Genomic DNA, 14,996 nt, shown 5'->3' with positions numbered 1-14,996 from the left:
TTTAGAATGTTAGATTTAAACCAAGCATAAAAGTACGTGTGGCAGGTGTATTAGTTCCTACTGTAAGTAACCTGCTTTGATAAGTATCAGTCACAGCTGCGTTTTGATTACCATATGAATTAGGTTCCGGATCAAGACCGGTTTCCTTATGATAAGGAGAGTATAACACAAATGCATTTTGCACCGTAGTATAAAGCCTTAATTTATCTATACCTACCTTTTTAATAAAGTCCTGATTAAAGGTATAGCCAAGTGTAATAGTTCTTATTTTTACATAAGAAGCATCAAAATAACTTAATGTACTTCCATATTTAGGATTATCACCACTAGTTATACCTCCCGGTTTAGGGTATCTGGCATCTGTATTTTCAGGCGTCCAATAATCAACATCAACATTCCCCCTACGACCGTTAAGCATATTTAAATATCCTGTAGAACCGTAAAGTGTACTTATAAGAATACCTCCGCTCTGAAAACCTCCTACAATACCTAAATCAAAATTCTTATAGTTTACATTGGTATTGAAACCTCCCTGAAAATCAGGATTAACATCTAAAACCTGACGATCATCCGGGCCAATAGCCCTTGTTGGTGTACCATCTTCATTATAATCTCCGGTATATTCTACCTTAATCATACCAACATTACCTCCCGGCTCTAATATATCCAGATGGGGGTCTCCTTCCTGCCATAATCCAAGTCTGTTATAATCATAAATAACATTTATCGGTTTACCCACAAACCACCAGTTGGCTTCATCTTCCTGCTGTCCTGATGCTAGTGCTGTTAGCTTATTTTTATTAGAATAAAGGTTGAAACCGGCACTCCATGTTACACCATTTGGATTATCTAATATTAAACCGTTAAGGGAAAGCTCAAAACCTTTGTTTTGCGTCTCGCCTATATTAGCGGTATAACTACCTACTCCGGCTGTTGGCGGTAAATTAACTCCTAATAATACATTATTTGTATTTTGTACATAGTATTCTAAAGTTCCAGATAAACGATTATTAAATAATCCAAAATCAAGACCATAATTCCATGTTTTTGAAAACTCCCATCCCAGATTTGGATTTGGAAGTTCAGATACATAATATCCGGTAACAAAATCACCTCCGAAGTTATACGGACGTGTACTTAGTAATCCTAAAGTTTTATATGGATCAACTGCCTGGTTTGAAGTTTCACCATAACCTACCCTCAATTTTAAAAGACTAATTTCATCCAGTCCATTCATAAAAGATTCATTAGCAATATTCCATCCTGCAGAAACAGCCGGATAAGAATGCCACTGATGCCCCGGAGCAAGTCTTGAAGACGCATCTGACCTAAAAGTTGCGCTTACCATATAACGGTCATCATAAGAATACATTAAACGTCCCATATATGAAACTAACCCACTCTTTTGATAGCTCTGATTTGCCGGATTTATAGTTATTTCCCCTTGTGCCTGCCCCAAATTGAAAAACTGGAAAGCATCTGAAGGTATTTCTCTTGCTGAAATGGAAGAGCTGTTAAAGAAGTTTTCCTGTGCAGAATAAAGAGCAATAGCATTTATTGTATGCTTACCTCCAAAAGTGCGATCATAACTAAGTATATTTTCAACAGCCCAGTTACTATTAAAAGAATTATTAATTGTAGCTGTTGATGGCGTATCTGGATTTGTGCTGAATACTCCCTCTCCTGTATAAGTACCTCCTGTACTCATCCTAATGTTTCCTCCTAAGTTCAATCTATATTTTAATCCATCAACCCCCGGAATTTTCACCTCACCATATACTGTATTATATGAGGCAAAAGCCTTATTTTGATCTAAAAAACTATCACCAAGATTATTCATTATATCCCTAGAATATACCCATTGCTCGTCTAAAGGCATACTTACCGTTCTCTTCCATGAACCGTCTTCATTATAAGGATTTGCCAGTGGTGACATACTTAAAACACCATAAGTGCCTAAAGTACTTCCGTTAGTAATTGAATAATTGTTATTTGTATTAAAACCAACTCTTACATAATTACCTATTTGCTGATCCAGAGAACTAACCAGTGAAAAACGTTCATAATCCTGAAGTGGTATAACTCCTTCATCTTTATAATATGTTGTGCTAAAACTATAGCTGCCCGTAGCAGATCCTCCAGATACATTAAAATGATGATTTTCTACAGTTCCTGTTCTGTAAAACAAATCCTGCCAATCAGTATTGATATCATCAGACTCATCAATCCCATTTGAAAACATTCCGGCATCAGCACGTAATTTTGCATATTTGGCTGCGCCCATCATTGGATAGTCTGAAAAGACATTTCTAACCCCATAATATGAGCTATAGGTAAATTTGGCCTTTTGACCTATTGTTCCTCTATTAGTTGTTATTAAAATTACACCATTAGCACCTCTTGAACCGTAAATAGCAGTAGCAGATGCATCTTTTAATACATCTATACTTTTAATATCATCTGTACTTATATCTGTTAAAGAACCCGGAAATGGTATACCATCTAATACAATTAAAGGGTTATTACTTGCTGTTAAAGAACGGGCACCCCTTATACGTATTTGCATTGATGCACCAGGTTGCGATGAAGTCTGATTGATTTCGACCCCTGCAAGACGACCTTGTAATGCTTGTGTAATATTAGGAGCAGGTACCTCTCTTATGGCATCTCCTTTTATAGACACAACAGATCCTGTTACAGCTTCTTTGCGTTGTGCACCATAACCTACAATCACGACCTCGTTAAGCTCCTGTGCCTCCTCCTGTAATACTACATTTACAGTATTTCCGGTAACAGTAACTTCCTGAGACTGGTAACCTATAAATGAAAACTGTAATACAGCATTTAGGGGTGCCGATATAGTATAGTTACCATCTATATCTGTTGCTACAGAGTTTGTAGTACCCTTAACTGCAACCAGAGCACCCGGTATCCCCATACCATCATCCCCCGAAGTAACTTTACCACTTACATTCATATCCTGAGACCAGCACAAGTGCGTACTAAAGACTAAAGCCAAAACCAATAAAAGGCGATGGGGTTTAATTGATACTTTGTAGAGTTTTTTCATAATAGTTAGTAGTTGGTTATTAATAATATTTGTGTTTGTTTTTTGAGTATTCATTAAATACTCTTTACTAAATCGATTTCGTAAACTAAGCGTAAAACACCCTCTAAATTTTTTATGTAATGATTTAAAAACCTATTTTTTAATTATTTAAACCACCTTATGGTGTTATAGACCAAAAGTAAAATTTTCTTATTTTAAGTTAAAAATCTACTACATAAAAGCTACGAATACGTTTTAGTTAAAAATTCAATAAAAACATTATCTTCAAAAAAATAACACCTAATTTGTGAATATTTTATTTTAAATAGGTTTATGGAATAATAATTAAATTATAACGCTTAAAAAGTATTAAAGAAGTAGATTTAAAAAACATATTCATAATAACCTATATAAAAAATGGAATTATTGATTAAAAAAACTATTCTATTTTTAAATCAATATAATAGGTTAATGGCTTTTCAGGTCTTTCCAGTTCTTCCGGAATAGGCATTTTTGAAAAAGTCTGAAAATAAAGTACACATGAGTTTCTCCAAATCACAGCTTCCTCCTGCTGCTCTTCAAGCAACTGCTTTACTTTAACAAACCTCTCTTCATCAATAAAAGATTTTAATTTATTCCACGAAGACTGCATTTTCCTTACTTTATCTACACCAGTATAATAATGCTGGCACATTTCATCCCACAAAGTGTTACCTGATTTCATTTTATGTTTCCAGTTAACATGATGAAACCATAATAAAAGATTTTCAGGGCATGTTTCAATAGAGTTAAAGGTGTCCCTTACAGCAGGAAAATATTGTGATACCGCATTAGAACCACTTTTAGTCCTATCAAAACCAACACCTATACTATCTGCCCTGTGATAGTACGTAGATTTCCAATTAGGCTGTGCTGCAGTATCAACCCAGGGTCCCGGTCCTCTATGCGTATCATAAGCCATTATATGGTTCAGTCCTAAAGGTGTCATGTAATCTACAGTAGTTTCCCTGGATTGTAACATCATTTTTTTTACAGGCACAATAAATTCTTTATCGTTTGAAAAAGTCATACGTATCCAGTCGTCTGCTATGCTTTCCGACGATGTTTCAGGATTCCAGGCCAGCCTTCCCAAGCTATACCAGTTAGACTGGGCAAAAGGATGCCCGCACCAGTTTCTGCTATTGCCAATATTTGACACCCCTGCCATACCTGTAAGCTTATTAGAGGAATATTTCCCTTCAATTACGTTTGCTACTGTACTTCCTTTTCCTTTAGCATAGGTATCAGAATCCAGCGTTTCTTCATACAAGGTGGAAAGGAAAACCAAATGATTGGAGAACCCTAAATATTCCTGTGTAATTTGAAACTCCATCATGAGTGAAGTATTAGGCATTGCACCGAATAGTGGTGAAAAAGGTTCTCTTGGCTGAAAATCTATAGGACCATTTTTAATTTGCACAAGTACATTGTCTTTAAACTTACCGTCAAGAGGTTTAAAACTATTATAAGCCTGAAGAACCCTGTCTTCTTCAGGATCACTATTGTACACAAAAGCCCTCCACATTACAACTCCTTTATATGGTTCTAAAGCCTGAGCCAACATATTAGCTCCATCTGCATGTGTACGTCCGTAATCCTGAGGTCCGGGTTGTCCTTCTGAGTTTGCCTTTACCAAAAAACCTCCAAAATCAGGAATAAGCGTATATATTTCTTCAGCTTTAGCTTCCCACCAGTCAATCACTTGTGGATTAAGTGGATCTGCAGTAGGTAAACCTCCCAGTTTTATTGGAGAAGTAAATGAAACAGACAGATATACCTTTAAACCATATGGCCTGAAAACATCTGCGAGAGCCTTTACCTTTTCAAGATAGCTTTTGGTTAAAATCTTAGGATTGGAGTTTACATTATTTAATACTGTAGCATTAATTCCTACAGAAGCATTTGCCCTTGCATAATCAATATATCTTTTATCAACTGTATTAGGTAATTCATCCCATTTCCATAAGGAATTGCCTGCATAACCGCGCTCTATACTACCATCAAGATTATCCCAGTGATTTAAAGCCCTTATATCTAATTTAGGTGTTTCAGTAATAGTTAGTTTGTCGCTTATTTGCTGTGTTTGTATAAGTTTTATAAAATGAAAAACTCCATATAAAATACCAATATCAGTATTAGCAGTAATTAATGTACAGGTTTTGCTGTTAATTTTTACCGTCCTAATTATAAAGCCTTCTTTTCCTAATGCTTCATAATCTTTAGCAGAGATTTGACCATTGAGCACCGACTCATTTTTTGTTGCCAGGACAATGCAGTTATTTGTAATAGAATTCAAAACTTTAGGCTTAGTGTCCAGTAATCCTGAAAAAGCACGTTTAAGCTCATTTTCAGCAGCTTTTAGAGTCTCAGAATTCCCTGTGATATAATAACCGTTAAAAGCTTTGTTATATTTATCAAGTAGTGTTTTATTTTCAATTTTTCTGTAGTTGAGCCAAAGGTCATAACCGTCATTAGCTTTAAGACATAAAGGAAATAAAAGGATTAAAATAAATAAAAATCCTCGTGAGAATTTTGGTGTCATATTTATGTGGTATTGCAATTAAATATAAATGTGAGTTCATTATCTGGTTTCAGGGGGACCTAAGTAGCTTTTTTTCATACCTCCAAAATCCAATATGATTTTTTGTAGTACAATACCCGGATCTACCATCCATATCTTAACTGTATGCTTTCCGGGTTTAAGCTCCTTTAATGTGGCTTCTTTAATAATGATATTGTTTGCTACCCAACCAGCCCATGCCCTCTCTTCTTTCTCTCCGTTTATGCTAAGAATAACAGGTTGGGAGTCATCTACCGAAACAGCATAGCGTAATCCGTTATCCGTATTATGGAAATTAAGTGTTGGCGAAAAGTAGGTTTGTATATTTACTGGACCGTCCTCATAGCTGTAAAAAATATATTCCAAACTAGGTCCGCCCGAATTTGGATCTTGGACAGGAGCCGTTACCGGAAAAGGACTAACTCCTGACGCTGTACGACCTATATCTGGTATAATTTTCCATTCAATACCATTTGTGTTGTTTGCTTTACTGTAGTTTTCTGCATTAATGGAAACATAACCATCCTTTTCATAAAAAACAGTATTAGCATCCATTATAGCCACTTCTTTAGAAGATTTAACAACCTCAGTAAACTCGTTATAGGGCTTAACTTTAGCATCGTTTGAAACATAGGATACCGATGGCATTATATTGTTTTTAGGATCAAACCAAGAGGTATAACCTATATGTGTCTGATCCATAAAATGATTCCATTTACCTGAAGACAGCTCTTTATTATATTGCTTAGAAATAAGGGAATCTTTTATAAAAAGTTCTTTCACTAAATCTGCATAAACATTAGCTTTTGCATTATTTTGAGATGCATACTTTTTATTCAGGGCAACAGCTACATACATTCTATGTAAATTTTCATTGGCTTGTATAGGGTGTAAAACCAACTGATAGTAAGCATCTTTATAATCCTTCGGTAATTGTTTCTCAATTTTTTCTGCTTTTTCCAATAACTGTTTGTATTTGTTAACTACCCTGAAAGCCTCGTCATAATTTTCAATACTATAGGTATTTTCATCAACTAGTTCAGGTTTTCGCCTTGAAGCCAGTTGACCGTATTCTTGCAAAACAACACCTATCTCTTTGGCATATGTATCTCCAAACTGACCTTTAGCCCACTGTGTATAATAATACCTTAAATTATCAGGTGTCCACTTATCAGGATTCCACGCATAATCCAGAAAGAAAGAAATAGGAAACTCCATCGGTTTTATATCGCCAACATTTACAATCCATATCTGCTTCACATTGTATTCCCATGCCAAATGCATTTGTTCCCATACCCTGGCTATATTATTGGTATTTATCCATTTGTAATTTCTTGGTCCTCCCACATAATCAAAATGATAGTATATACCATATCCGCCCTTTCGTTCCTTTTCATTCCTCTCTGGTAATTTTCTTATATTTCCCCAATTATCGTCACACAGCAGTAATGTAACATCATCGGGCACACGCATACCTTTATCATAGTAATCCTGAACCTCCTTATACAGTGCCCAAACCTGAGGTGTTTCTTCTGCAGGCCTTCCCGTTACCTCTTTTATAATATTGCGTTGGTCTCTAACTATTCTCTCTAAAAGCGCTGTGGCAGTACCTTCAGTCATAGGTTCATCACCATCACCACGCATACCAATAGTTACCAAACTTTCATGAGACCCCATATTCTCAATACCCTTTTTCCAAAAATCTTTAAGAACCTCCTCATTTTTTGTATAATCCCATGCTCCGCTGCCATATCTCTTCCATTCCTCCTGAGCTCTTAGCATTGGTTCATGATGGGATGTTCCCATAACAATCCCCCATTTATCGGCCAATATCGGATTAAGCTTATCGTCATCATTAAAAGCCCTGCCCCACATTGCAGGCCACAAATAATTGGCTTTGTTTCTTAGCAATAGTTCAAACACTTTAGTATAAAACTCATGATTAAACTTCCCAAAATTCTCTTCCACCCAGCCACTTAACGCGGGTGCCTCATCATTTATAAAAATACCTCTGTACTTTACTTTAGGAGCATCATTAATATTTACATTGCTTTTTATAAAAATCTGTTCTTTTTTCTTTACCGGTACATCTGCCCACCAATACCAGGGAGAAACTCCCATTTGTTTAGTCAGTTCCAAAGCACCGTAAGCTGCTCCCCGTTTATTGCTACCTGCAATAATCAATGCCCTGTCAACTCCTTTAAAAGGATTATTAACCACCTGAATCATATACCCGTCCCATTTTCCTTTTAGGGAAGAAAAATCTATTCTTTTATTTTTTTCAAGTTCCTTAAAAAAACTGCATTTCTCTACGGTACCTATTATGATGATATTCTTTTCTTTGTTAATCTTTGTAAGCTGTTGTAGTCTTTTCCCTGTTACACGTTCAATATCATCTGTAAAAAGGTTTACTGCTATTGATACAAGTGAATCTTCATTCTTATCATAAAATACAGTTGTAACAGTTTCTGTTGTAACAACCGGAAAATCTATTCCGTTATTACTATCAGTTATAACTTCCTGTGCAACACTATTTAAAGAGACTAAGGTTATTAAAAAGGTTATTATTTGTTTCATTATATTTTAATTAATCCCAGGATATACCGTAAATATTAAACTTTTGTATTTCAATAATACCTTTTAAATTTCTTAATTATCATATTTTTTTGAAATATAAGCGCAAACGTATTCGTAACTTTCATTTTGTTTAGACAAGAGCACTATAATTATGTTATATTTTTGAAATATGCATTTTCTTTCTCTGCATTGAGAAAACAAAAAATTCATATAAACTTCCTCATAGATAATCTTTCAAATTATTTAAAAATGAAATTTAATACGCTTTATATATTCCTGTTCTTTCTGTATGCAAATATTTGCCTTTCGGCATTTGCACAGAATCAGCAATATCCGTTTCAGGACTATAACTTAACTTTTGAGGAAAGAGTAAATGATCTTGTTGGCAGACTGACCCTTGAAGAAAAAGTATCACAAATGCTTAATTCTTCCCCTGCCATCGGGCGTCTTGGCATACCGGCTTACGACTGGTGGAATGAAACACTTCATGGTGTGGCTCGTACTCCCTATAATGTAACGGTATACCCTCAGGCAATAGCTATGGCTGCCACTTTTGACAAAGATGCACTTTTTACAATGGCTGATTTTTCGGCCACAGAAGGACGCGCCATATATAATATTGCGCTAAAAACAGGACAAACCAAAGAGCGCTATTTGGGACTTACCTACTGGACTCCAAATATTAATATATTTAGAGATCCACGCTGGGGACGCGGACAGGAAACCTATGGAGAGGATCCTTTTTTAACAGCACAGCTGGGTGATGCTTTTGTAAGAGGACTACAGGGTGATAATCCTAAATATCTAAAGGCTGCCGCCTGTGCTAAGCATTATGCGGTGCATAGTGGTCCTGAACCCCTTCGGCATACTTTTGATGTTGATGTTAGTCCGTACGAACTATGGGACACCTATTTACCTGCTTTCAAAAAATTGGTTACCGAATCTGATGTGGCGGGAGTTATGTGTGCTTATAATGCATTCAGAACACAACCGTGTTGTGCCAGTAATACCTTAATGATTGATATTTTACGTAACCAATGGGGATTTACAGGATATGTTACCTCTGATTGTTGGGCCATTGATGACTTTTTTAAACATCACAAAACACATCCAAATGCTGAATTAGCATCGGCAGATGCTGTGTTTCACGGTACAGATCTGGAATGTGGAACAGATGTATATCTTTCACTAATCGAAGCGGTAAAAAACGGTGAGATTACCAAAGAGCAAATAGATATTTCCGTAAAAAGATTATTCATGATTCGGTTTCGCTTGGGGATGTTCGACCCGGTATCTATGGTAAAATATGCACAAACACCAACATCTGTATTAGAAAGCCAACCTCATTCAGACCACGCATTAAAAATGGCAAGGGAATCTATAGTGCTGCTTAAAAATGAAAACAAAACACTCCCCTTAAGTAAAAAACTAAAAAAGATAGTGGTTCTAGGTCCAAATGCTGATAACAAAATAGCCATACTGGGTAATTATAACGGAACCCCATCAAGAACAACCACTGTACTGCAAGGCATAAAAGACAAACTTACTAAAGACTGTGAAGTAATTTTTGATAAGGCAGTTAACTTTACAGATAACACCATTCTTGAATATAATAATCTTAATGACCAATATTTTTATGATGGTAAAAATGGGTTTAAGGCAGAATATTATAATAATGTCCTTTTACAAGGGAATCCTATTGTAAAAAGAGAAAAAAGCCCTGATTATAACTGGCAGGAAGGGCAAACTGTTATAAACGACATTAAAGCCTACAATTTTTCTGTTCGCTTTACTACTGATTTTAAACCTCAGGTAAACGGTCCGGTAGTTTTTGAACTGGAAGCTGATGATGGTTATCGCTTTATTGTAAACGGAAAAACTGTTATTGATGCATGGGACAGAAACAGATGGGGAGCAAAAACTTATGAATTAATTGTAAAAAAAGATTCTGTTTACAACTTACAGATAGAGTACTGGCAGGGAAAAGGAAAAGCTAATATAAGATTCAGCACCGGTAAATATACTAATACCAGTTTTGAAAATATTGCTGACCGCTATAAGGATGCCGATGCTTTTATTTTTACAGGAGGTATATCACCTCAACTGGAGGGTGAAGAAATGGAAGTTAACTACACGGGATTTGAAGGCGGTGACCGCACCTCTATCTTACTGCCGAAAATACAGACAGAGCTAATGAAGGCATTACAAAAAACGGGGAAACCTGTAATTTTTGTAATGATGACCGGAAGTGCCATAGCGACTCCCTGGGAATCTGAAAATATACCTGCTATTATAAACTGCTGGTATGGCGGACAGGCTGCCGGCACAGCCGTAGCTGATATCCTTTTTGGAGACTATAATCCTTCCGGTAGATTACCTGTAACTTTTTACAGAGATGATAAGGATCTCCCTGCATTTACAGATTATAGTATGACAAACCGTACCTACAGATATTTTTCCGGAAAACCTCTATACGGTTTTGGGTTTGGGCTAAGCTATTCCTCTTTTGCTTATGAGCAGTTAAATATACCTACAGACATAAATAAAGGAAAAGAAGTTGAAATATCAGTAAAAATAACTAATACAGGAGCTATACAAGGAGATGAAGTTGCCCAATTATACCTGATAAATAAAAACAAAGAAATAAAAACAGCCTTAAAAACCCTTAAAGGATTTGAGAGAATTAACCTAAAGTCGGGAGAATCTAAAACCGTAATCTTTAAGCTTACACCTCAAGATCTTACCTATGTTACCCCTAACGGAGAATTAAAGCCATTATATGGTGAATTAGATATTGCTGTTGGAGGCCATCAACCGGGAGAGACCAATAACAGTACCAGTAACATGGTAACCAAAACGATTTATATAAATTAAAAAATACTGTTTATACACAGTTACAGTAACATAACTTTTAAATAGTTAGAAGTTAGTTAGCGTTCGTTAAAAAGCCTGTAGGATTGAGCTCCCTACAGGCTTTGCTATTTACTAATCAAAACTATTTATTTTGCAGCATTTAGTATTGCTTTTGCTACCTCTTTTTTAAGGGTGTAGTCCCTGTTAAAAGGCAAAGGATAATTGGTTCTCCCTCTAACAGGCCAGTTATTTAACCAGGTATCAGCATCGGAAAGCCCCCAAAAAGTGACCCTGTCAATATGCTTCTCATACTTTACAAATAACTTAAATATGCTTCCATAGCGTTGTGCCAAACGGTTTTCTACTTCTATAGGTAACCCGTCTACATATGGGTTAAGTTCTTCTTTATATATTTCAGAATTAGCCACATCTGCTGTAGCATCTGTATTTGCTTCAGGCAATACAGAAATATCCAGCTCTGTAAAATTTACATTTACCCCGGCTTTTATAAAATCCTGTATTGTAGCCTCAATATCCTGTAAAGAGGCACGATCCAAATTATAATGTCCCTGTTCTCCTACTGCTTTTATTGGTATTCCTTTCTCCTTTAAGCTATTAACTATTTTAATTGCCCCACTTCGTTTTTCTGCCTTATATAAATTATAATCATTGTAATACAGTTCAGCTTCAGGATCTGCCGCATGGGCAAATTCAAAAGCTTTTTCTATATAATCATCCCCTATTATAGTTCTCCATTTAGAATCTCTTAAAGAACCATCTTCATTAAGGGCTTCATTAACAACATCCCATCCTTTTATCTTCCCTTTATATCGGGAAACTACTGTATCTATATGGTCTTTCATTCGCTTAAGTAACTCCTCACGGGTAAGTAAATTTTCTTGTTCATCGGTAAATACCCAATCAGGTGTTTGCGAATGCCAAACTAAGGTATGCCCTATAATGAACATGCCCGACTCCGTTCCTATTTTTACATAACTATCGGCAGGATCAAAATTATAAATTCCCTGTGAAGGATGGATGTTCTCCCATTTAAGATCGTTCTCCGGGCTGATACTATTAAAGTATTGCTTTATAAGAGTAGTTTCCTTTTCATTTTTTTGCAAGGCTTGTCTACGGTTTATTGCTACCCCTATATAGAATTTATCCTTAAAAGCATCTTTAAATGTCTCTCCCATGGTATCATGCTTAACTTCAGCACTATGCTTACAGGAAAACAACAGTATTGAGCACAAACCTACAGCAGTGATTAAACTAATTTTCCTTATGCTTTTACTTATATGCATCATTAATTATCTTTTTATTAAGGGTTAATTAACTCCAAACTACCATCAGGATTATGATTCAGTTCTGTCACCTTTACATTGCGAAGATGAGTTTTACCCGATAGTTGTGTATCATGATAAAAGATGTACCATTTTCCATTAATTTCAACTATTGAATGGTGGGTTGTCCACCCCTTTACAGGGTTCATAAAATGCCCTCCATAAACAAATGGCCCGGTAGGCTTGTCTGATGTTGCATAAGCCAGGTAATGAGTATCTCCTGTAGAATATGTAAAATAATATTTGTTATTGTATTTGTGCATCCATGAACCTTCAAAAAACCTCCTGTCATGATCTGAGGTAAGAAGTGGTTTACCATTACTGTCATTAATAACAACATCCTGTACCGGCCCGTCAAATTGCAGCATGTCGTTAGAAAGTTTAACAACTTTACAACTTAGCGCAGGAACATTTGGGTCTTCTAAATCGGTTTTTGAACCATTTGCATCAAACTTGCCTGAAGCCCATTGCTGCAACTGGCCTCCCCAAATGCCTCCAAAATACATATAAGATGTTCCGTCGTCATCGGTAAACACAGCAGGATCTATACTAAAGCTTCCTTTTATTGGCTCTTTTTCGGGTGTAAAAGGACCTTGTGGAGATTTACTGGTAGCCACTCCAATTCTAAATACATCATCTTTATCCTTTACAGGAAAATACAGGTAATATGTTCCGTTTTTATATGCTGCATCCGGAGCCCATAATTGTCGCCCGGCCCAGGGAATATCTTTAATATCGAGTGCAATACCATGATCAGTAACCTTTCCGCCTATACTATCCATCGATAAAACATGATAATCTCTCATATCAAAATGGTCGCCATTATCATTTTCAGGAATACCGGCATCAATATCATGAGAAGGATAAATATATATTCTGCCATCAAACACGTGTGCTGAGGGATCTGCGGTATAAATATGAGAAACCAAAGGCTGAGTTAAAAATTCTTTTTCTGTTATCTCTTTTGTTTCCTCTACGCTAGCTTCTTTCTCCTTTTCCTCTTTACAGGAAGTAAATGTTACTAGTGAAGCTGCCGATATAATTGCTATATACGATGTTAGTGTATATTTTTTTCTGTTCATTATAGATTTTAGTTTTAGTTGGTAAAAGAAACCACTTTAAATAAAAATATTTAAAGTGGTTTAAAAGTTTAATATGCATTTGCTATTATCTGCTCAAATAATTCCTGCCTGCCACTTCTTGGTTTAGGATTCCCATTTTCACGCGCTATGTCACTAAGATTTTGAAGCTTAAGCTTGCCATTTTCAAATGCCGCACCGTTACCACTGTCAAATGACATATATCGTTTGGCTTTTAATTCGCTATAGTTAGTATTGTTAAGTATATGGTCTGCACAAATAAGCCCTCTTGCAAAAACATCCATACCACTTATATGAGCGATAAACTTATCTTCATAATCTATTGAGTTACGGCGAACTTTTGCGTCAAAATTTATCCCTCCGCCTTTTACTCCTCCGTTTTGTAAAAACACCAGCATAGCTTGTGTTATCTCATAAACATCTATAGGAAACTGGTCGGTATCCCAGCCGTTTTGATAATCTCCCCTATTGGCATCTATACTTCCAAGCATACCCGCATTAGCAGCAACCTGAAGCTCGTGTTCAAAGGTATGCCCTGCCAGTGTAGCATGGTTTACCTCTATATTTAATTTAAAGTCGTCTTGTAAACCAAATTTGTTAAGAAATCCTATACATGTGGCCGCATCAAAATCATACTGATGTTTCATAGGTTCCATAGGTTTAGGCTCAATAAAGAAAGAACCTTTAAAACCTTCATTACGTGCATAATCTCTACACATGGCAAGAAACATTGCCAAATGTTCCTGCTCACGTTTCATGTCGGTATTTAAAAGGCTCATATAACCTTCACGACCACCCCAAAACACATATCCTTCACCATTTAAGGCTATGGTTGCATCTATAGCTATTTTAGCCTGCCCTCCGGCATGAGCTACCACATCAAAATCGGGGTTGGTTGAGGCTCCGTTCATATATCGCGGATTACTAAATAGGTTACTTGTTCCCCAAAGCAGTTTTATTCCTGTTTCCTTTTGTTTTTCCTTTGCATAAGCTACCATTGTCTGTACCCGCTTTTCAAACTCTACAAGTGTTGGAGCTTCGTCTACAAGATCTACATCATGAAAACAATAATAAGGAAGACCAAGTTTTTCCATGAACTCAAAACCTGCATCCATTTTGTCTTTTGCCCGGGCTATGGCATCTTCCTTTGAATTCCATGAATTTTTTATTGTACCGGGACCAAAGGGATCATCACCCGTATTACACAGTGTGTGCCAGTAGGCCATTGCAAATTTAAAATGTTCTTTAAGTGATTTTCCGGCAACTATTCGGTTTTCGTCATACCATTTAAAAGCAAGCGGATTATCGCTATCCCTTCCTTCAAACTGTATCTTATCTACAGTTTTAAAATAAACCTGTTTTGTAGTGTTCATATTTTTAGTGGATTGTAATATTCTTGAAAATAAGTACTTATTCTCAAAAGTAAGTGTACTATTCCTAAAGCCTTAAAAGTAAGAATGAAAATTTACGAAAAC

At 36.1% G+C, this 14,996-nt stretch carries 7 protein-coding genes; 1 reads left to right on the top strand and 6 read right to left on the bottom strand.

Annotated elements, in window-relative coordinates:
• Position 1: 1 nt before the first annotated feature.
• From V3Z67_RS10910 to V3Z67_RS10900, 3 genes are all read right to left on the bottom strand, one after another.
• Positions 2-3,070 (bottom strand): SusC/RagA family TonB-linked outer membrane protein, encoded by a 3,069-nt coding sequence (locus V3Z67_RS10910; protein ID WP_330443337.1) that lies wholly within the window; start codon positions 3,068-3,070, stop codon positions 2-4.
• A gap of 418 nt (positions 3,071-3,488) precedes the next feature.
• Complete coding sequence (locus tag V3Z67_RS10905; protein ID WP_330443336.1) at positions 3,489-5,630, bottom strand: alpha-glucuronidase family glycosyl hydrolase; 2,142 nt, start codon at positions 5,628-5,630, stop codon at positions 3,489-3,491.
• Between the two features lie 39 nt (positions 5,631-5,669).
• Positions 5,670-8,225 carry a glycosyl hydrolase 115 family protein gene (locus V3Z67_RS10900; protein WP_330443335.1) on the bottom strand — a complete coding sequence of 852 codons (2,556 nt, stop codon included), beginning with the start codon at positions 8,223-8,225 and terminating at the stop codon, positions 5,670-5,672.
• Positions 8,226-8,474: 249 nt separating this feature from the next.
• Here V3Z67_RS10900 and V3Z67_RS10895 point away from each other — a divergent pair, with 249 nt between their 5' ends.
• The gene (locus tag V3Z67_RS10895; RefSeq protein ID WP_330443334.1) at positions 8,475-11,099 is read left to right on the top strand and encodes a glycoside hydrolase family 3 C-terminal domain-containing protein; all 2,625 of its coding nucleotides are present in this window, start codon (positions 8,475-8,477) and stop codon (positions 11,097-11,099) included.
• Between the two features lie 125 nt (positions 11,100-11,224).
• Here the strand turns inward: V3Z67_RS10895 and V3Z67_RS10890 are convergent, their stop codons facing one another.
• The 3 genes from V3Z67_RS10890 to xylA all read right to left on the bottom strand — a co-directional run bounded on the left by V3Z67_RS10890 (position 11,225) and on the right by xylA (position 14,894).
• Complete coding sequence (locus V3Z67_RS10890) at positions 11,225-12,385, bottom strand: endo-1,4-beta-xylanase (protein WP_330443333.1); 1,161 nt, start codon at positions 12,383-12,385, stop codon at positions 11,225-11,227.
• 14 nt (positions 12,386-12,399) lie between these two features.
• Positions 12,400-13,503: a glycoside hydrolase family 43 protein gene (locus V3Z67_RS10885; RefSeq protein WP_330443332.1), complete on the bottom strand. Its 1,104-nt coding sequence runs from the start codon at positions 13,501-13,503 to the stop codon at positions 12,400-12,402.
• Between the two features lie 68 nt (positions 13,504-13,571).
• Positions 13,572-14,894, bottom strand: a complete 1,323-nt coding sequence (xylA, locus tag V3Z67_RS10880; protein WP_330443331.1) for a xylose isomerase — start codon at positions 14,892-14,894, stop codon at positions 13,572-13,574.
• Positions 14,895-14,996: the final 102 nt, after the last annotated feature.

This window comes from Flavobacterium sp. C4GT6 (genome assembly GCF_036347315.1).
In the GTDB taxonomy this organism is placed as follows: Bacteria; Bacteroidota; Bacteroidia; order Flavobacteriales; family Flavobacteriaceae; genus Flavobacterium.
The sequence above is the reverse complement of the archived record's forward strand: the minus strand, read 5'-3'. Positions and strand labels throughout refer to the sequence as shown.

Bases quoted from the DNA above. Each gene is read 5' to 3' on its own strand.
- V3Z67_RS10910 (WP_330443337.1), bottom strand. From the start codon at position 3,070: ATGAAAAAACTCTACAAAGTATCAATTAAACCCCATCGCCTTTTATTG.
- V3Z67_RS10905 (WP_330443336.1), bottom strand. From the start codon at position 5,630: ATGACACCAAAATTCTCACGAGGATTTTTATTTATTTTAATCCTTTTA.
- V3Z67_RS10900 (WP_330443335.1), bottom strand. From the start codon at position 8,225: ATGAAACAAATAATAACCTTTTTAATAACCTTAGTCTCTTTAAATAGT.
- V3Z67_RS10895 (WP_330443334.1), top strand. From the start codon at position 8,475: ATGAAATTTAATACGCTTTATATATTCCTGTTCTTTCTGTATGCAAAT.
- V3Z67_RS10890 (WP_330443333.1), bottom strand. From the start codon at position 12,385: ATGATGCATATAAGTAAAAGCATAAGGAAAATTAGTTTAATCACTGCT.
- V3Z67_RS10885 (WP_330443332.1), bottom strand. From the start codon at position 13,503: ATGAACAGAAAAAAATATACACTAACATCGTATATAGCAATTATATCG.
- xylA (WP_330443331.1), bottom strand. From the start codon at position 14,894: ATGAACACTACAAAACAGGTTTATTTTAAAACTGTAGATAAGATACAG.